Consider the following 19,642-nt stretch of genomic DNA (forward strand, 5'->3'; position numbering starts at 1 on the left):
CCCGGCGTGATCCGCAAGATTCCGATCCGCGATCTGCAGCCCGGCATGTTTGTCGTCGATCTGCACAAGCACTGGTTGGAACACAATATCTGGCGGAAACGCTTCATGGTGCGCGACTCGGCCCATGTCGCCCATCTGGTGGACGAAGGCATCCACGAGGTCAGCATCGATACCGAGCGCGGCATCGACATTCCGCAGCCGATCCAACGCATCAACGCCGTCGAACAGAAAATCCGCTCGCTGGCCGACATCAAGGCCGAAATGCCGCGCCTTGTCTCGCTTGGCGAAGAACGCCGAAGGGCGGCTCGGCTGATCAAGGAAGCCAATTCGCTGGTCACCGACATGATGCTGGCGGCGCGTGCCGGGCGCGATGTCGATGCCGGCCGCCTCGAACCTGTTGTCGCCAAGATGCTCGAATCGGTGACGCGCAACCCGGATGCCCTGGTGCCGCTGGCCTGCTTCAAGCAATCGGCCGATTACACGCATGAACATGCGGTGGCCACTGCGGCGCTGATCATTGCCTTTGGCCGCCATCGCGGCATGCCCGAGCCGGAAATCGAAAAACTCGCCATCGGCACCATGCTCAAGGACATCGGCGAGGCCGCCATCGACGCCCGCCTGATCGAAAAGCCGGGCATGCTGTCGCAAGCCGAGTATTCCACGGTACAGAGCCACGTCGAGGCCGGTCTTTCGGTGCTGCAGGCGACCACCCGCCTGCCCGACACCTCGGTTGCCGTCGTGCTCGAACACCACGAGCGCTACAACGGCTGCGGTTATCCCTACCGCATGGCTGGCGACGAAATCACCGAAGCCGGGCGTATGGCCGCCATCGTCGATACCTACGACGCGATGACCTCGGACCGCCCCTACCGCGCTGCCTTGTCGCCCTCGCATGCCTTGCGCCAGGTCTTCGAGCAGGGTGGCAGCCAGTTCGACCCCAATCTCGTTTCTGCCTTCGTGCGCACCGTGGGCATCTACCCGGTCGGTACGCTGGTCCTGCTACAGAGCGGCCACCTTGCCGTGGTCGAGGAACTGCACGCCGACAACCTGCTCAGTCCCATCGTTCGCGTCATCTTCCACGCCGGGCGCAAGCAGTATGTGACGCCGGTCGATGTCGACCTGTCGCGCAAGATCGGCAACCACTACGGCCAGATCGTGCGTGCCGAAACCTTCGAGGCCTGGGGCCTCAGTCCGGAGCGCTGGCTACCAGCCTGAGCAGCTTGCGGATCGGTGTCGGCACGCCGGCATCGGGCGCGCTGGCCAGTTCCACCCATTGCAAACCCGGCTCACCGAGCGCGGCGCTTGGGCTGACCCGGCACAGGGTCGGCTGCAGGGTCAGGCGGAAATGCGTGAACGTATGCTTCAGCGGCGGCAGTGTGCGGGTTGTTTCGGCGTGCAGGCCAAGTCTGGCGAGCACAGCGGATGCTTCGCCCTCCGGCGGCACCAGCAAGCCACCCCACAACCCGCTACCGGGCCTGCGTTCGAGCAGAATGTGCTGGCCGTCAGTGATCAGCGCGTAGTCGGCGCTGCGTTCGGGCAAGGCCGGGCGCGGCCGGGCGGCAGGCAGCTCGCCTTGCCGTCCATCGCGTTTGGCGACGCAGTCTTCCGCCATCGGGCATTCGCCGCAACGCGGCTTGCCGCGGGTGCATAGCGTCGCGCCGAGATCCATGATGCCTTGCGTGTAGATCTCGATATCGGTGTCCGGCAACAGCTCTTCGGCCAGGGCCCACAGCCGCTGCTCGACCGGCGCCGAACCGGGAAAGCCGTCGATGCCGAACTGCCGGCACAGTACGCGTTTGACGTTGCCGTCGAGAATCGCCCCACGCTGCCCGAAGGCGAAGGCGGCGATGGCCGCTGCGGTCGAGCGGCCGATGCCGGGTAGCTCGGCGAGTTGCGCCGCGGTTTTTGGGAAAATTCCGCCGTGCACCGCAGCAATGGCCTGCGCACAGCGATGCAGGTTGCGCGCCCGGGCGTAGTAGCCCAGCCCGGCCCACAAGGCCAGCACGTCATCGGTCGGCGCCGCAGCGAGGGCGAGAACGTCCGGATAAGCCTCGAGGAAACGCAGGTAATAGGGGATCACCGTCGCCACCTGCGTCTGCTGCAGCATGATCTCCGAGAGCCAGATGCGGTACGGGTCGCGCGTGTTCTGCCAGGGCAGGTCGTGGCGGCCGGAAAGCTTCTGCCAGCGGATCAAACGGTCGGTGAAAGGGTGTAAAACGGACAAAACAGCCTCGACGCGGGGGGCGGGAGCACGGATAATACGGCCTTTTGACGCAAATCAAAGTCCGATGTCCCAAGCCCCGACCGACAGCCGCGCCCTGCGCAATGCCCTTGGCCGTTTCGCCACCGGTGTCGCCATCGTCACGGCGATCGATCCCGATGGCCAGCCCATCGGCCTGACCGTCAATTCCTTCAGCGCCGTCTCGCTCGACCCGGCGCTCGTGCTCTGGTGCCTCGACAACGGCTCGCACAGCCTCGAAGCCTTCCGCCGCGCCAGCCACCACGCCATCAACATCCTGGCGCTCGATCAGGAAGAACTGTCCACCCGTTTCGCCACCTGGCCGGTCGACCGCTTTGCCGGTCTCGCCTGGCAAGCCGGTGCCGGCGGCGCTCCGGTCTTCCCCGGCTGCTGCGCCCGTTTCGAAGTCGCCAACGAGAGCGCCGTGGCCGGCGGCGACCACACCATTTTCATCGGCCGTGTCGAAAATTTCAGCGAAGATGCCAGCAAGGCGCCGCTCCTTTTCCACGCCGGCCGCTACGCCAAATTGGCCAGCGCCGACTGAGAACCGTTGAAGCACCGGCCGACTGCGTCTAGAATGCAGCCTCGGCCCACCGAGCGGGCGTCGTATAATGGTAATACCTCAGCTTCCCAAGCTGATGCCGTGGGTTCGATTCCCATCGCCCGCTCCACATCGAATTATTGCAGGTCGTTGATCTGTAAAAAAAGCCAACCTAGACCGGTTGGCTTTTTTGTTATCTGTTCGATATCTGGCCATAGTTTCGTAGAGCAGAACTCGTCTATGTCCGGCGCTATCCATCCGGCAGTTCATCAGCTATTTCAGTAAATCGAACCTTCCTGAGCATGACGTGGCTTTGCGTAACGCCGCGGATTGATAGGCGACTACCAATCCCGGGCTGTTCAGGTCATTGGACAGGCTGACCTGACGAGAGCCGGCGCCGGCTTCGGAGAGTGAGCGCATCAAATGGCTTTTCCGAGACACTTGCCAACCTGCTGTCTGGAGCGAAATAGGCGCTTAAATCAGCGATTAACGTCCCATTCATCATATGACAATATTGTTAATTGGCTATAGATATTTGTAATTTATTAATTTAAATCATATGGATATGTCGCTTGTCAATTTTCCGTAACATGTTTTATTAAATGTGAAATATGTAAACTATGATTGTTATACCCTTTTGGGCAATGGCTTTGTTAACTCAAATATATATAGTGTATTTGTAGTTAATCCCTTATGGGCAAGGAGACATCATGGCAACGAACAATCAAGCAGTCGGCATCGTCACCGCAACGAAGGGTGAAGTTTTCGCGCGCGGAGAAGATGGCAAGATGCGCCGTCTGAATATTGGCGACCAGGTTTTTGAACATGACGTTATCGTCACTGCGAATGGCAGTGCTGTGGATATTTCCATGTTCAACGCTCCGCCATTGAGCGTCGCTGAACAGCAGACGGTCTCTCTAGATGCACAAGTTACCGCGGTGGCACCCGATGCAACTGCAGCTTCCGTCGCTCCCCTTGGTTCGAGTGAAGCAGCAAAGGTCATTCAAACGGTAGCCACGGGCAGCGGTCTTGATGTCAATGCGCTGCTTGAAGACGATGCAGCGGCGGCTGGTTTGACGGGTGGCGACGGCGCTGATGGCGGTCACACTTTTGTCGACCTGATGCGTATTGTCGAAAATGTGCCAGGTGCTGGCTATGAATTCCCTGTCTACGGGCCAGGAAGTGCCCCCATTCTTCAAGGCTTGGCTGTGCCGGAACCGACCATTGAACCTAATGGACTTCCGAGTGCCGGCGACGACGTTATTGGCGTAAATGAAGATGGCCTGGAAACTGGTAATCCGGGTGGTGCTGGCGATATCGGAACTGATATCGGCGCATCTGTTTCTGGAAATCTCATCTATTCGTTTGGTCCGGATGGTGCAGCAGCGGTTGATGCATTCAGGTGGACGGGCGTTACTCTGCCAGAGAATGAAGATATCTATTCCGGAGGCAATCTTGTTCAATACCAGATCAGTGATGATGGTCTCGTTCTCAGAGGTATCATTCCTGGGGGCGAAGAGCAGGATGAAGTCTTAGTATTTGAAATTGTCCTGACCGATCCGGCATCCGGAGCGTATGAACTGACCCTCTATCGTCCGCTGGATCACTCGATTTCTGGCACAGAAGACGATTTGCACCTCGTATTCAACTACACAATTACCGATGCGAGCGGTGATCCCTCCGGTGGCACTCTGAGCGTCACCGTTGATGACGATACGCCGGTCTGGCTTTCTGGCGAAGAAGGTGGCGTCTTCGGCTCGGTCAGGGAAGAAGGGATGTCGCTTGTCTCAGGAGATTCCGGTGATCTCTCGGAAGGTAATCGAGATGGTTCCTCTTCCTCCTACATTCAGTTGGCCTCTTCTGCTGCTGGTACTCAGGGTTCGATTGAGTCCCTGTTGGGCGTTGTAAGCGGTGGCCTGAGTGGAATTGCTGCCGAGGGGAGTGGCTATGATGATGCAACGAATGGGTCGGCGATTCAGACGACATTGAATGTCAATGCAGGCGATGTAGTCACATTTAGCTGGTCGTTCAATGCAGATGACTATTCTCCCTATAACGACTTCGCCTTCGTTACGATCAACGGCGAGCCGGTTCAATTGGCAGATATCGCTCAGGTTGGCAGCTATAACGAAACACCTTGGCAAACCTATTCATTTGTCGTGAGTGCCGGTGGTGTCTTGAATCTCGGCTTCGGCGTGATGAATACTGGGGATAGCGGTGTTAATTCGTATTTGCTGCTGAGCGATCTTGCAATCAACGGATCCCCAGTGGCCAACGGATTCGAGCCGGGCCTGAGCGGTTGGAATGTACTGGGTACTGCAACCTCAGGGATGAGTGCAACAGGTGGTACGTACAGCGATGAAACGGGTAGTAGTCTCGCCGGGTCTCTCGCCAATCTGGTTTCCTTTGGTGCCGATGGCCCGGGATCTTTTGGCCTGCTGACGGATACTTCGGATTTGCCGACTCTGTTGTCTAAAGGTGAGGCGCTTGCCTATACCGTTGAAGGTAATGTTTTAACCGCAACAGCGGGTTCCGGAGAGGATGCGCGAATCGTCTTCACGTTAACGGTCAATGCAGATGGCACTTGGAAATTTGATCTGGATGACCAACTGGATCATGTTGACGATCAAACGAATTCGGAAAACTTCCAATTGCTGGTGCTCGATGGTGAAGGAACCTCAAGTATCCCTGCCATCGACTTCTCTTCGATCATCAAGGTAACCGACTTCGATGGTGATCCTCTGAATGGTGCGCCAGCCGGCTCCTTGGTCATCGAAATTCAGGACGACATCCCCGTTGTACAAGTTGCTCTTAACTTGGTGGAAGGTGACGAGGGGCAATATGTAAATGTGCCGAATTTGGCGACAAAGGATGCGCAAACCATTGGTGACGCCAGTGATTCCGATAGCAAGTCGTTTGCCGATGTATTCAAGATCAATGCCAGTGTCGGTGCCGATGATCTGGTTTCGGGAAATCCGCTTTCTGTCTCCTACGCGCTGACGCTGAAGGTAGCCGAAGGCTCGGATTCGGGTCTGGACAGCCATGGCGCTCAAGTCAACCTGTTCCAGCTGGCCGACGGCACGATCGTGGGTGCGACGGGCAACGTTGAGCCGGCAACGGCTGACGCTGCGAACGTGGTGTTCTCAGTCTCGGTCAATAGCAGTGGCGTCGTCACGCTGACCCAGTATCAACAGATCGACCATGCAGATCTGGTCAGCAACTCCCCGGGTGACAACCAATACACCGCCCTGGCGAATGGCCAGATTGAACTGACCGCCTCGGCCACCGTTACTGACTTTGACGGTGACCAGGCGACGGACAGCGAAGCGATCGATCTGGGCGGCAACCTGCGCTTCTACGACGATGGTCCTGCGGTCAATACGGTTCAAGCCGGTGTGCTGGATAACGTTGCGGGCTCAAGCTTCTCCGGAACATTTGATGTTTCGTCCGGAGCTGACGGATTCGTCGTTTTGGGAGGTGGTGCCAGCTTGGTCGGAAATGTCGCACCGGCTGATATGACTTCGGGTGGCGATGCTGTCAGTTATTACGTTGATCCATCGGCGCCGAATGTCCTGATTGCTTATACCGGTAGTGATTGGTCCATCGTATCCAATCAGGTGTTCAAGCTGACGGTTACGCCGGGCACCGACACATATTCGATCGAGATGTATCAGCCGTTGGATGGTCCAATCTCCAACACCCCGATTGACGGCTCTGCTGCATTTGGTTCTGGCCCCCAGCCGTTCCAAATTCTGACCAACTCTACAAGTGGTCAATTGTCGGTAGTTACGGGTTGGAATGCCGGCGCCAGTTTTGATCTGGCAGCTTGGTTGGCAGGTGGGGACGCAACGGGTCTTACCTTCGCGACCGTCAATGGATCGACAGCGGGTTGGGGCGTAACGAACAATAACTTCACCACCGGTGAGTTCATGCGCTTCGATTTTAATGATGCGGATGACTTTGATGGCGCTGGCGGATACACACCACCTTCGTTCAGTGGCCCGGCTGTGACGTATGCGACGTTCGATTTCATTGGGTATACGAATTCGGACACGATCTACTACGTCATCCACTATGCCGACGGGTCTACAGACAGCGACTCGCTCACCACGCTAGGCACGACCTCGGTGGTCACCATACCGTCACTCGATAATATGACGGCAATTGATTACATCGAGCTCTTTACCAACGATGCAGGTGGCAATGGCAAGGTCGATCTTGTCAGCCTTGGGACGGCCACAGAAGGTGATCCGGCAGACCTGAACTTCAACGTAACGCTCTCGGACTATGACGGCGATACGACTGTTGCTCAGTTGACTATCGATCTCCAAAGCCCGGAACCGCTGTTCGTTGTTGGTAGCAATTCAAGTGATGTCGGTGCCAGCACGGCGGACCATGTAGTACCTAACCCGAACCTTGCGCCGGATGTCGATGGAAGCATCATTGGTGGGTCCGGATCCGATATTCTGGTGGGAGATCCGGGAGGCTCGACTCTGACGTCTGGTTCGATAGCCAACATTGTGTTCGTGTTGGATACCTCCACCAGCATGGCGGATAAGATCAATGGGGTATCGCGTCTCGACGCCCTGAAGACTGCAGTCAAAACGGCTCTCCAGAGTCTCTATGATTCCGGGGCAACGAGTGTTCAGGTTCATATCGTTGGTTTCAATGAGACAGCGAGCGATAAAGGTACGTTCACATTGACATTGAATGGGGCTGATAATCTTGCGCAGCTGACTGCTGCAAAGGCTGCGGTTGACTCCCTGACAATGGCCAATTGGACCAACTACGAAGCCGGCTTGGCCTCAGCACTGACCTGGATCAAGACCAGTGCCCCGTTGGCTGACGCTACCATCAACAAAGTGATCTTCGTATCGGATGGCGAACCCAATACCTATACGAATGACAATGGGACTACTACCACTAACGTCACCACGAACACTGCGTTGAATCAGGTGTTCGGCGTTACTGACTCCACGAATGAAGTCGGGCAGATCCAGAGCGCTGGCTATACCATTGAAGCTGTCGGTATTGCAGTTGATACAACCGCCTTGGGCATTTTGTCTCAAGTCGATACCAACGACGCCACCAATGTAACCAGTGCCAATCAGATGACGACGGTGATTGGCAACCTGACCAGTGGCAGTACCACGCAAACCACGGCTGGTGGTGACGAGATCATCGGAGGTTCGGGTAATGACCTGATCTTTGGTGATGCGGTCAACACCGATGCCTTGGCAGATGCAAATGCCGCTACCAGTGCAATGCCAGCTGGTGCTGGGTATGCTGTCTTCCAGCAACTCGGCTGGACTGAGGATCAGATAGCGTCGTACATCAAGGCGAATCACCAGACGCTGGCGGCAGAGAGTGGTCGCAGTGGCGGTAATGACACGATCGATGGTGGTGCCGGTAACGACATCATCTACGGACAGGAAGGAAACGACGTCATTACTGGTGGTGCTGGTAACGACATCTTGTCCGGCGGTACTGGTGCTGACACCTTCGTCTTCAAGCTGGCCGACTCTCCATCTGGAGCGGTCGACAAGGTCACCGACTTCGGTTCTGGAGATACCTTGCGGTTTGAAGATGTGGTCTCGCTGGATGTCACTTATAACAGCACCGACCATCAATCTACAGTGGTGGCTCATTACACGGGTGGCATTGAGCAGACAGTCCTGGTGAATGGTGATATCAGTGCAGCAACTCAGGTTCATGAGGCTAGCAACATCATCAAAATCACTGGATAGTTTGTTCATCCTTAATGAAAAGCGGGCCTTCGGGCCCGTTTTTTTTGGGGCAGAATTTTTTCCACCGCTCAAATGTGAAAGATGCTTTCTGTCTCTTTGTTCTCCCAGCATGAAGCCAACTGAACCCGGTTGGCGTTTTTGTTGTCTGATCGGTAGTGTTCACGTGTCTGTCGTCCAGCCGAGCCATCATGTTTGCCATCCATAGTCTTTCCGGTTTCAGTCTGCGTGCGCCCTTGGAGCAGTTGGCGAAGAGTGCCGAGGTGCGCGCCATTCGGCGGGATGGCGTGGAGTACGAACCGACGCTGGTTGGTGGGGATGATGGGGTTGCGCCGTCGCCGACGGCGGCGCAGGCTTATCGGGCCATTCTGCCCAAGGCGCTGGAGCGCGGACCGGTCATGCATGCCTGGCAGGTGATGAGCAAGCAGGTGATCAAGGTGAAGACGCAGGATTCGGTCGAGCTGGCCTGGCGGGTGCTGGTCAAGTCGAAGGTGCGTCAGGCTGTCGTGGTCAATCATGAAGGCGCGATCGTCGGCCTGGTCTCGGAGCGGGATCTGCTCACCTCGGTGAATCTGGAGGATGGCTTGTTGCGGGATGTGCTGGGGCGGCGGGTGGCGGATGTGATGCAGACGCCCATCGTCAGTGCCGACCCGGTGACCGATATCCGGCGTATTGCTCAGGCTATGGTGGAATACGGCCTGTCCGGGGTACCCATCGTCGAAGAGCATGGGCGGGCCGTCGGCTTCGTGTCGCGCGGCGACATTCTGCGCTCGGTGGTCAATGACCCGCCGTTGAGCCTTTGGGTCTGAGCCGGGCGGGGCTGCTCAGACTCCGGCTCGGCCATTCGGATTTCCGGTTTTTGCCCAAAATGGGCAGTGCACCGCAGCAGTGTTGTGGGATGTGCTGGCCGGTGCTCAGTCGTTCGTGCGATGCCTGTTGTGGAAGTCGTCGATCGGAATGGGGCGGCCGAACAGGTAGCCCTGGAAGTAGGTGCAGCCGTTGCGCCGCAGGAACTCGAGTTGTTCCTCCGTTTCCACGCCTTCGGCGATGGCTTCCAGCCCGAGGTTCTCCGCCATGCCGAGGATGGTCTGGATGATGACCTCGTCAGCGCCGGTGACGCCGATGTTGCGCACGAAGGACTGGTCGATCTTGACCTGGTCGAGCGGCAGGCGCGACAGGTAGGCGAGCGAGGAGTAGCCGGTACCGAAGTCGTCGAGCGAGAAACAGATGCCGGCAGCCTTGAGCGCCTGCATTTTGGCGATGGTGTCGTCGACGTTGTCGAGCACCAGGCTTTCGGTGAGTTCGAGTTTGAGCAGGCTGGGGTCGATGTCCGTTTTTTCGACAATGGAGAGCACGTGTTCGACAAAGTTGTCCTGGCGGAACTGATGGGCGCTGACGTTGACGGCGAGCGACCAGTAGCGGGAAACGGAGTCGTTCTCCCAGGCCTTGAGTTGCCGACAGGCGGTTTCGAGCACCCATTGGCCGATCGGAACGATCAGCCCGGTATCTTCGGCCAACGAAATGAAGACGAGCGGCGAGACCATGCCCTGTTTGGGATGTTGCCAGCGGAGCAGGGCTTCGGCGCCCTGGATGCGGCCGCTGCCTTCGATTTGCGGCTGGAAGTAGAGCAGCAGCTGGTCTTCGGGCAGGGCTCGGCGTAGATCGGTGTCGAGTGCGATGCGTGCTTCCATGGCGGCGTGGGTGGCCGGATCGAAGAAGCGGATGGTGTTGCGGCCCGAGCGCTTGGCCTGGTACATGGCAGTATCGGCCCGCTTGAGCAGCTCGTCGATGCTGATTTCCTGATTGCCGAAGAGGCAGATGCCGATACTGGGCGAGGTGTGGTATTCGCTGCTTTGCAGGGTGAACGGGCGGTTGATCGCCGAGCGCATCTTTTCGGCGATGATTTCGGCCTGCGCGGCGGCCTGGCGAGGGTTGGGGCCGAGGTCGACGAGGATGACGACGAATTCGTCGCCGCCCAGGCGGGCGACGGTGTCGTCGGCACGGACGCATTCCTGCAGGCGGTTGGCAACTTCGATCAGCAGCAGGTCGCCGATGTTGTGGCCCTTGGTGTCGTTCAGTTCCTTGAAGCGGTCGAGGTCGAGGATCAGCACGGCACCGTGGCGCTTGTTGCGGGCGCTGCTGGCCATGGTGTGCTCGAGGCGGTCGAGCAGCAGGCGGCGGTTGGGCAGCGCGGTCAGCGGGTCGTAGAAGGCGAGGGTGTGAATTTCGGCCTCGGCCTTCTTGTGCAGCGAAATATCGGAGAAGGCGGCGACGTAGTTGCAGATGCGCCCGGCGGGGTCGGTCACGGCCGTGATGTTCAGCCATTCCGGGTAGATGTCGCCATTCTTGCGACGGTTCCAGACTTCACCCTGCCAGTGCTTTTCGTAGGTCAGGGCGCGCCACATTTCGGCGTAGAACATTGGGTCGTGCCGTCCGGACTTGAGCAGCTGCCCCGGCGTCTTGCCCAGTGCTTCCTCGGCGCTGTAGCCGGTGATGCGGCAGAAGGAGCGGTTGACCTTGATGATGCGCTCTTCGGCATCGGTGATGGCGATGGCCTCGAGCGATTCGAAGGCGATGGCGGCGATGCGCAGCTCGACTTCGGCACGGATGATGTCGGTGATGTCGCGACCGAAGGCCAGGGCGCCGACGACGCCCGATTCGCCGCGCTCGGCGGCCATGCGGACGTGGTGGATGCGTGGTTCATCCTCCCGGCTGCGTACCTGGATTTCGATTTCTTGTGGCTCGCCGCTGGCGATGACCTGGCGCAAGGCCGCCTCGTAATGCTCTCGGTCCCTGTCTCCCTCGAAGACGCGGCCGGTCGGGGTTTGCCCGAGCACCATGGAACGATCCAGCTGGGTACTGACTTCCAGCATCTGGTTCACATAGACGGCGCGGCAATCGCTGTCGTAGCGGATGATGATGTCCGGCGAGCCTTCGACCAGCGAGCGGAAGGCGGCTTCGCTCTGCTTGAGCTGGCGTTCGGCGGCGCGCCGTTGCGTGATGTCGGTGAAGGTGAAGACGCGGCCGATGATGCGCTCTTCGAGGTATTGCGGCTGCGAGCGTTGTTCCAGCACCTGGCCGCTGTCGAGTTCCAGCGTGTCGAGGGTGTGTTCCTCGTGCAGGCGGATGATGTCGGCGAAGCGTGCCAGGTAGCCTTCGGCATCGTCCTGGCGGCCGGCCATGAAGGCGATCACCTCGCCATCGTCGCCGCGGGCCAGGATGTCTTCCGGCAGCTGCCAGAGCGCGGCGAAGCGCTGGTTCATGTTGATCAGATGGCCCCGCTCGTCGCAGACCAGGATGCCGTCGGCGGTCGATTCCAGCGTGGCGCGCAGCAGCGAGGTCAGGCTTTCGAGGTGGGCTTTCTCGTCGCGTTGATGCGTGATGTCGTGCGCCCGGATCAGCAACCAGCGGCGCTTGTCGTGGTCGACCAGCGAGATGCGCTCGTCGACCGGAAACAGGCTGCCGTCGGCGCAGCGATAGAGCCCTTCGGAGGATTCGACCTCCTGGATGTTGCCGGCGGCGACTTCCTCCCAGTAGAAGATGTCGGCCAGCGAGCGGCCGATGTCGGTGATCGGGCGCTCGAGCAGTTGTTCATGCTCGTAGCCCAGGCGCGTGCAGGTGGCGCGGTTGGCAGCGCAGATGCGCTGTGTTTGCGGATCGACCAGCAGCAACAGATCGTCGGCGTGCTCGAGGAGCAGGGAGTCGAATGAGGTCGGGGACGTCGAGTTCATGCGTTGCCTGGGCTGCCTTCGCCGAAATAGTAGGAAACATGCTTGCGCATGCAAAGGTAGTCGTAAATGCTGCGCGGCAACTGGTTCGGATTCAGTGCGTGGGCGATCTGGACATCGGGTTCCTGGTCGAGGTCGATGATGATGGCCTCGTCGCGCGGCACGCTGGTTTCGTACACGATCAGCACCGGTTTCAGCGGGCGGGTCGGGTTGACCGAGGTGACCAGCGCGGTGGCACCATTGGACAGGTGCACCAGCGTGCCGGGCGGATAGACGCCGAGACTGCGGATCAGCTGGCGCATCATCTGCGGGTCGTGCTTGCTCGCCTGCTGGGCGAACATGTAGGACAAGGCCTCGTGCGGGGTTTTGGCCTTGCTCGGCGTGGTCGGGTTGCACAGGCTGTCGTAGCGGTTGGCCACTTCGACCAGACGGGCCAGTAGCGTGATCTGTTCGCCGCGCAATTGCTGCGGATAGCCGCTGCCGTCCATCAGTTCGTGGTGCTGGGCGATGATGTCGAGCACGCCTTGTGGGAAGCCGAGCTTCCTGCCGAGTTCGACGCCTTGTTCGCAGTGCGTCTGGCGCAGCTTGACCTCTCCGGCCGTCAGCGGATCGACCTTGCGCAGCAGCGTGCTCGGGATGGCGTGCAGGCCGATGTCGTGGAAGAGTGCGCCGAGACCGAGGGTACGAATCTGCTCGGTCGGCAGGTCCAGGCCGCGAGCCATGATCAGCGACAGCACGGTGACGTTGAGCCCGTGGTGGTAGAGCGAATCCTGATGCCCCTTGTCGCCCATGGCATGGATGAGGGCATCGGGGTGGCCGAAGTAGTCGCCGGCAATGTCGTCGACCAGGCGGGTGGCATCGTCGAGGGCGCTTTGCGGGTCGGTCGTGCACCGTCCGATGATGCGCCGTACTTCCTGCACGGCTTGATGCAATGCCTGTTCGGCCTGGGCCACCGAGGTGCGGTAGTTGGCCAGATGGGCGCCGCGGGCCTGCTTGGCCAGCAACAACGGGTCATCCGGTGGCAGGGGGGGCGGCAGCGGGGCGGCGTCACCGGATTCCTGCAAGGGGAGCGGCAGCGTCGAGCTGCGCCGAGGATCGTAGCGGACTTTGTCGAGGCCGAGCTGGCGCAACTGGCGGATCTGCTCGTCGCTCTTGATCTTGAAGCTGCTGAAACTGAACGGGTGCTTCATCCATGGCAAATCGAGCTCGACATAGAGCCCGACCCGCAACTGATCGATGAAGACGAACGAAGACATCCCGACAGACCCCCTGATTCTTTTGGATTAATTATTTTTGGCTATTCTAAACAGCCTGTTAGCGGAGGCGTTGATGAAATTGTCAAATTTCCGGTGCCGCGATGAAAAATTGCCGAAATGGGCAGTGCACCGCAGCAGTCCGGAGTCGGATGAGGCTAGCCAAGCAATTTGCGCTGATCGAGGAATTTTTCCAGGATTTCGAGGCGGGCGAGCGGGTCATCCAGCTCGAGCAGCTTCTGCTTGGCCAGATTCTGGATGGGCAGGATTTCGGTGATGCGATAGCCGACCCAGGCCGCATCGTCATAACGGTGCGGCTCGGGAATGCGGGCGCTGCCGAGATCGGCGACGATGCGCTGGAGCAGCGGGAGCAGCCGTTCGCGTTCCTGCGGCAGCGGCTCCGTGTCGCCCTCGCTGAGCAGTTCGACGTGGCCGCGCAGCAGGTTGCCGGGGCCGACCTCGCTGTCGATGATGCGGAAACGCCGGCCACCCAGGGCGGTGATCTGCAGGATGCCGAGCTGCTCCATTTCCCAGTCGCCGATGCGGGCCAGGGTGCCGACCGGATGCGGCTTGGCCGCGCTGCCGACTTCCGAGCCGCTGTCGATCAGGCAGATGCCGAAAGGCGTCTCGTCCTTCATGCAGGCAGCGGCCATGTCGAGGTAGCGTTGCTCGAAAATCTTCAGCGGTTGCACGCCGCCGGGGAAGAGCACGGTATTGAGCGGAAAGAGCGGAATTTCCAGCGTCTCGACGCTGCGCCCACTCGGCGAACGGATGAAGTCGAACCAGCCCATCAGTTTCCCCAGCGCTGCATCAGCGTATGCGTCACGCCGACCTGATCCATGACGCGGGCGACGACGAAATCGACGATGTCCTGCACGCTTTCCGGATGGTGGTAGAAGCCGGGCGAGGGCGGCAGGATGACGGCGCCGGCCCGGCTCAAACGCAACATATTTTCCAGGTGGATGGCCGAGAACGGCGTCTCGCGCGGCACCAGCACCAGCTTGCGGCCTTCCTTGAGCACCACGTCGGCGGCGCGTTCGATCAGGTTGTCGGCCAGGCCCTGGGCGATGGCGGCCAGCGTGCCCATCGAGCACGGGCAGACGACCATGGCGTCGGGCGGGTTGGAGCCGGAGGCGACCGGAGCGAACCATTCCTCGCGGCCATAGACGGCGAGCAGCTCGGGATCGACGCCGGGGTGGCGCTCGAGCAGGGCGGTGCGGGCATCGGCCGGGCGCGAGGGCAGCTCGAAATTCATTTCCTGGCGGGCGACGACCTGGGCGGCCTGCGAGTAGAGCAACTGCACCTTGCAGCCGGCGGCCAGCAGGCAGTCGAGCAGGCGCAGCCCGTAGGGCATGCCGGAGGCGCCGGTCAGGGCGAGGCAGATGGTCTTAGGCATCGGAAGGTTCCGGGGCGGACGATTCAGCCAGCAGTTTAGCCGCGATCAAGCCGTTGATGGTGCCGAATACCAGCGCGGCTCCGGCGAAGACCGGCGTCAGCAGGAAAACGCCATCGTGCGGAATGAGCCAGGCGCGGGCGAGCAGCAGTTGCCCGCCGATATGGGCGAAAGCGGCGAAGATGGACAGGCTGACCGGGCCGAACCAGCGTTGCGGCAGGCGATGGGCCAGGCCGAGGGTGAGCAGGCTGAGCGTCGTGCCGGTCAGCGACAGGAAGAAGCCGGGGGCGAGGAAATAGCCGAGCAGCAGGCTGCCGGCCAGCACGCGCAGGCCACTGACCCAGACCGCCGTAGCCCAGCCGTAGCGCAGCAGCACGACCAGCGTGACGATATTGGCCAGCCCCGGCTTGACGCCGGGCAGCGGCGACGGAATCGCCGCATCGACCAGCGACAGGGCGACGGCAGCGGTGGCCAGCCAGGCGACCCGGCGGTCTTCCTCAGTGACCTGGAGTTCAATAACTGATCGAGTCATAGACCTTGGTCCGGCCGGTAATTTGCAGGCTGACGCGGTTGGGGGCGCAGATGGCGATTTCGCCGGGGCGCATCAGCCAGCCCTGCTTGACGCAATACTGGCGCGGCCCGGGATCGGCCACGACGCGGGCCCGGCCGGGCTCGACAGCAATCACCGTGGTGCCCAGCGGCCCCGGTACTTCGAGTTGGCGCTTGGCTTTCAGGTCCACTTCGGCGAAGACCTTGCCTTCCTGGCGCACGATGGCGCGGTCAGCCAATCCGCCCTGCCAGAATAGCGGCACACTGCCGGCGACCAATGCGGCACCGAGCAGGGCGACCAGCCAGTCGCCCGGCCGGATCAGGGACAGCCAGAGTTTCAATTGCCGGCCAGCGAACGGTGCCGGACGAGGACGCGGGCGTCGCCGTTGAATTGCTTGGCCAGCCATTCCGCCATGCATACCGAGCGATGCTGGCCGCCGGTGCAGCCGATAGCCACCGTCAGGTAGTTGCGGTTGTCGCGGATGTAGGACGGCAGCCAGGTGGCGACGAAATTGCGGATGTCTTCGCGCATGCGGCGGAATTCGGCTTCCTTTTCCAGGAAGTCGATGACCGGCTGGTCGCGCCCGGTCAGCGGGCGCAGCGCCGGGTCATAGTGCGGGTTGGGCAGGCAGCGCACGTCGAAGACGAGGTCGGCGTCGAGCGGGATGCCGTGCTTGAAGCCGAAGGATTCGAACATCAGGGTCAGGCCCTGGCCCGGTTCGGCCTCGATGAACTGGCGCACCCATTCGCGCAGGGCATTGGCCTTCAGGTCGCTGGTGTCGATGCGGTTGCCCAACTGGCTGATCGGCTCCATCAACACGCGTTCGGCGCTAATCGCCTCCTCCAGGGTCTGGCCAGCGGTGGCCAGCGGGTGACGGCGGCGCGATTCCGAGTAGCGCTTGAGCAGGGTTTCCTCGTCGGCCTGCAGGAACAGGAAGTTGTGGCGCACGCCTTCCTTGGACAAATTCTCCAGTTTGTCGGGCAGCAACTCGATGCCGCCGCCGGAGCGGGCATCGACCGCCACGGCGATCTTGCGGATGCCTTCTTCCTTCAGCATGCGGACGAGTACCGTCAGCATCACGACCGGCAGGTTGTCGACGCAGTAATAACCGGAGTCTTCCAGCAGATTGAGGGCGACCGACTTGCCCGAGCCGGACAGGCCGCTGATGAGAACGAGTTCCATGCAGTGCACAATAATCAAGCCGGCACGTCGCCGCAAGGCGCGGCATAATATTCGTCTGTGGCGGCGGGCCGGTCGGCTGTCGGCCGCCGCAGGCAAAGACAAGAAGGAGACAATCATGGCCCCGACGATTCCCCAACTCCAGCTGCCTTTCCTGGCCGAACTGACGGCACTGCGCCGCGACATCCACGCCCATCCCGAACTGGCTTTCAACGAGACACGCACGTCCGACATCGTCGCCCGTGAACTGCAGCGCTACGGCCTGGAAGTGCATCGCGGCATCGCCAAGACTGGTGTCGTCGGCGTGCTGCGCGCCGGCACCTCGCAACGCATGATCGGCCTGCGCGCCGACATGGATGCGCTGCCGCTGTGCGAAATGAACGAGTTTCCGCATCACTCCAGATACCAGGGAAAGATGCACGCCTGCGGCCACGATGGCCACACCGCCATGCTGCTCGGTGCCGCCCGCTACCTGGCCGAGAACCCCGATTTCGACGGCATCGCCGTCTTCATCTTCCAGCCGGCCGAGGAATCGGAAGGCGGTGCCGCGGTGATGATCGAGGACGGCTTGTTCGAGCGTTTCCCGGTCGAGGCCGTGTTCGGCCTGCACAACTGGCCCGGCATCGCGGTCGGCCAGATGATGGCCATGCCCGGCCCGGTCATGGCCGGCACCTGCGCCTTCGAAATCAGCGTGCGCGGCCACGGCTGCCACGCCGCCATGCCGCACCAGGGTGTCGATTCCATCGTTACTGGCGCGCAACTGGTGCAGGCCTTGCAAACCGTGGTCAGCCGCACCCTGCATCCCTGCGAATCGGCCGTGGTCAGCGTGACCCAGTTCCACGGCGGCGAAGCCTGGAACATCATTCCAGAAGAAGTGATCCTGCGCGGCACCATCCGCACTTTCAAGCCGGAAATCCAGGAGGCCGTGGAACGTGCCATCGAACGCCTGTGCAGCGGCATCGCCGCCGCCAACGGGGCGCAGATCAACGTCCATTTCGACCACCGCTACCCGCCGACCGTGAACAGCGTGGCCGAAGCCCGCTTCTGCCAGGAAGTGGCCAAGGAAGTCTTCGGCGAGGAACACGTGCTGACCGACATCCTGCCGTCCATGGGGGCGGAGGATTTCGCCTACATGCTCAACGAAAAGCCGGGCTGCTACGTCTGGCTCGGCAACGGCCCGGGCACCGGCGGCTGCACGCTGCACAACCCGCACTACGACTTCAATGACGAGTTGCTCACCCTGGGGGCGAGTTATTGGGTGCATTTGGTGCGGAGGTGGTTGGGGTCGTAGGTTGTTGTCGGTTGGTTGGCCTGCCGGTTTGTTTGGCAGATCAACCGCTGCTTTCCGCCTTGCCGGCGGGCGTACTTTCTTCTTGCTTCGCCAAGAAGAAAGTAGCCAAAGAAGAAGGCGACCCGGGGTCGGCGCCCGCTACGCGGGTTCCCTGTGCTACTCGACGGTCGGGGCGGCTGGCTAAACTCGCCTTCGGCTCAAACAACGCCAGCCGACTGTTCCCCGACCGCCTGCGTTGCTCGGCACCTCCCACGGGGGGTTGAAAACCGAACGTATGCTGACAGGAGGGCGTTTGGTTTTTTGCCTTTTTAGGCAGTGCACCGCAGCAGTCACGATTTCAGAGGTCATTCCCGCGGAAGCGGGAATCCAGAAATGCTCCTAACACCTCGCATCCCCCTGGATTCCCGCTTCCGCGGGAATGACGGAGAGGCCAATCAGCGGCAGGCGGTTTTCCGGGCCCCTTGAGAGGCGCTGAGCAACGCAGGTTGGCCGGGGGTTGTCGGTTCGCATTGTTTGAGCCGCAGGCGAGTTCATGCGAACCGCCCGGCCGGCCGAGTAGCGCAAGGGATTGGGCGAAGCCCAACGCCGACTCAGGGGTGGCCCTTTCTTTGGCTACTTTCTTTCGGCCAAGCGAAAGAAAGTATGCCCGCCGTCAGGGCGGAAGGCTGTGCTTGCTCATCTAAAAGCGGCCAACAGTTGGTAAAGCCGTCTTTAATCAGCCCGAAGCCACTGCTGCGGTGCACGCCCCAAAACGGCAAAAACCTCAGGCCGCCGGCCGTCCCAGTCCCACCACCGCCAGGGCCGGCTTATCCACCACGCCCTTGCGCAAAGTCAGATAGCGCAAACAACTCACCCGCAAAAACGACGCGAAGTTGTCGATTTCCCCGCGATATTCCAGCAGTTCGTCGTACAGCTTGGCGATCAGCTGATTGGTCGTATAGCCGTCACTCGCGGCGATTTCCGCGAGGATGTCCCAGAAGTGGTTTTCCAGTCGTATCTTGGTGACGCACCCGTGTATGCGCAGCGAACGCGAGCGCGATTCGTAGAGCATGGGGTCGGCCTTGACGTAGATTTCGCACATGGGACACCTCGCGGGTGGATCAGGCTTCGATGCGGCTGCCGAGAACCTGCAGGAACTTGGCCAGCCAGTCCGGGTGGGCCGGCCAGGCGGGGGCGGTGACCAGGTTGCCGTCGACGATGGCCTGGTCGACCGGAATGGCGGCGTATTTGCCGCCGGCTGCCGTCACTTCCGGGCCGCAGGCCGGGTAGGCGCTGCACGAACGGCCGCCTAGCACGCCGGCGGCGGTGAGCAGCTGGGCGCCGTGGCAGATGGCGGCGATCGGTTTGCCGGCATCGGCGAAGTGCTTTACGGCGGCGAGCACTTCCGGGTTCAGGCGCAGGTATTCCGGGGCGCGGCCGCCGGGGATGACCAGGGCGTCGTAATCAGCTGCCTTCACGTCGGCGAAGCTGGCGTTGAGGGTGAAGTTGTGGCCGGGCTTTTCGCTGTAGGTCTGGTCGCCCTCGAAGTCGTGCACGGCGGTCTTGACCTGCTCGCCGGCCTGCTTGCCGGGACAGACCGCATGGACGGTGTGGCCGACCATCAGCAGGGCCTGGAAAGGCACCATGGTTTCGTAGTCTTCGGTGAAATCACCGGTGATCATCAGGATTTTCTTGGCTGCCATCGTTGTCTCCTCTAGGTGTAGTTGGCGAAACGATTGTGCGCG

At 60.8% G+C, this 19,642-nt stretch carries 15 protein-coding genes and 1 tRNA gene; 6 read left to right on the forward strand and 10 right to left on the reverse strand.

Features of this window, described 5'->3' with window-relative positions; all coding sequences use genetic code 11:
• Positions 1-6: 6 nt before the first annotated feature.
• Positions 7-1,215 (forward strand): HD-GYP domain-containing protein, encoded by a 1,209-nt coding sequence (locus WIF35_RS12405; RefSeq protein ID WP_412478526.1) that lies wholly within the window; start codon positions 7-9, stop codon positions 1,213-1,215.
• On the opposite strand, the gene mutY is transcribed toward WIF35_RS12405, so the two are convergent.
• Positions 1,187-2,224: an A/G-specific adenine glycosylase gene (gene mutY, locus WIF35_RS12410; RefSeq protein ID WP_412478527.1), complete on the reverse strand. Its 1,038-nt coding sequence runs from the start codon at positions 2,222-2,224 to the stop codon at positions 1,187-1,189. The two genes, WIF35_RS12405 and mutY, sit on opposite strands and share 29 nt — an antisense overlap.
• A gap of 64 nt (positions 2,225-2,288) precedes the next feature.
• Between mutY and WIF35_RS12415 the strand changes: the two genes are divergently transcribed.
• The 4 genes from WIF35_RS12415 to WIF35_RS12430 all read left to right on the forward strand — a co-directional run bounded on the left by WIF35_RS12415 (position 2,289) and on the right by WIF35_RS12430 (position 9,333).
• Complete coding sequence (locus tag WIF35_RS12415) at positions 2,289-2,783, forward strand: flavin reductase family protein (protein WP_412478528.1); 495 nt, start codon at positions 2,289-2,291, stop codon at positions 2,781-2,783.
• Between the two features lie 53 nt (positions 2,784-2,836).
• Positions 2,837-2,910 (forward strand) — tRNA-Gly (locus WIF35_RS12420).
• A 580-nt stretch (positions 2,911-3,490) separates the two neighbouring features.
• The gene (locus WIF35_RS12425; protein ID WP_412478529.1) at positions 3,491-8,527 is read left to right on the forward strand and encodes a retention module-containing protein; all 5,037 of its coding nucleotides are present in this window, start codon (positions 3,491-3,493) and stop codon (positions 8,525-8,527) included.
• Positions 8,528-8,715: 188 nt separating this feature from the next.
• Positions 8,716-9,333 (forward strand): HPP family protein, encoded by a 618-nt coding sequence (locus WIF35_RS12430; RefSeq protein ID WP_412478530.1) that lies wholly within the window; start codon positions 8,716-8,718, stop codon positions 9,331-9,333.
• A 105-nt stretch (positions 9,334-9,438) separates the two neighbouring features.
• On the opposite strand, the gene WIF35_RS12435 is transcribed toward WIF35_RS12430, so the two are convergent.
• From WIF35_RS12435 to rapZ, 7 genes are all read right to left on the reverse strand, one after another.
• A complete protein-coding gene (locus WIF35_RS12435; protein ID WP_412478531.1) occupies positions 9,439-12,255 on the reverse strand; it encodes an EAL domain-containing protein in 2,817 nt (938 codons plus the stop codon).
• Positions 12,252-13,508 carry an HD-GYP domain-containing protein gene (locus tag WIF35_RS12440; RefSeq protein WP_412478532.1) on the reverse strand — a complete coding sequence of 419 codons (1,257 nt, stop codon included), beginning with the start codon at positions 13,506-13,508 and terminating at the stop codon, positions 12,252-12,254. Before WIF35_RS12440 ends, WIF35_RS12435 begins: the two co-directional genes overlap by 4 nt.
• Before the next feature lie 155 nt (positions 13,509-13,663).
• Positions 13,664-14,296: an LON peptidase substrate-binding domain-containing protein gene (locus WIF35_RS12445; protein ID WP_412478533.1), complete on the reverse strand. Its 633-nt coding sequence runs from the start codon at positions 14,294-14,296 to the stop codon at positions 13,664-13,666.
• On the reverse strand, positions 14,296-14,901 hold the full coding sequence (locus WIF35_RS12450) for a flavin prenyltransferase UbiX (protein ID WP_412478534.1): 606 nt from the start codon (positions 14,899-14,901) through the stop codon (positions 14,296-14,298). The genes WIF35_RS12445 and WIF35_RS12450 overlap by 1 nt, the downstream gene beginning before the upstream one ends.
• Entirely contained in the window at positions 14,894-15,430 is a 537-nt protein-coding gene (locus tag WIF35_RS12455) for a Gx transporter family protein (protein WP_412478535.1), read from the reverse strand. Before WIF35_RS12455 ends, WIF35_RS12450 begins: the two co-directional genes overlap by 8 nt.
• Positions 15,411-15,788: a NusG domain II-containing protein gene (locus tag WIF35_RS12460; protein ID WP_412478536.1), complete on the reverse strand. Its 378-nt coding sequence runs from the start codon at positions 15,786-15,788 to the stop codon at positions 15,411-15,413. Before WIF35_RS12460 ends, WIF35_RS12455 begins: the two co-directional genes overlap by 20 nt.
• On the reverse strand, positions 15,785-16,630 hold the full coding sequence (gene rapZ, locus WIF35_RS12465) for an RNase adapter RapZ (RefSeq protein WP_412478537.1): 846 nt from the start codon (positions 16,628-16,630) through the stop codon (positions 15,785-15,787). Before rapZ ends, WIF35_RS12460 begins: the two co-directional genes overlap by 4 nt.
• A 115-nt stretch (positions 16,631-16,745) precedes the next feature.
• Between rapZ and WIF35_RS12470 the strand changes: the two genes are divergently transcribed.
• Positions 16,746-17,918: a M20 aminoacylase family protein gene (locus tag WIF35_RS12470; protein WP_412478538.1), complete on the forward strand. Its 1,173-nt coding sequence runs from the start codon at positions 16,746-16,748 to the stop codon at positions 17,916-17,918.
• A gap of 763 nt (positions 17,919-18,681) precedes the next feature.
• Here the strand turns inward: WIF35_RS12470 and WIF35_RS12475 are convergent.
• Positions 18,682-18,999 (reverse strand): ribbon-helix-helix domain-containing protein, encoded by a 318-nt coding sequence (locus WIF35_RS12475; RefSeq protein WP_412478539.1) that lies wholly within the window; start codon positions 18,997-18,999, stop codon positions 18,682-18,684.
• Positions 19,000-19,018: 19 nt separating this feature from the next.
• On the reverse strand, positions 19,019-19,600 hold the full coding sequence (locus WIF35_RS12480; protein WP_412478540.1) for a DJ-1/PfpI family protein: 582 nt from the start codon (positions 19,598-19,600) through the stop codon (positions 19,019-19,021).
• Between the last annotated feature and the right edge of the window lie 42 nt (positions 19,601-19,642).

Source organism: Azonexus sp. IMCC34839 (assembly GCF_047047955.1).
Taxonomy (GTDB): Bacteria; Pseudomonadota; Gammaproteobacteria; order Burkholderiales; family Rhodocyclaceae; genus Azonexus.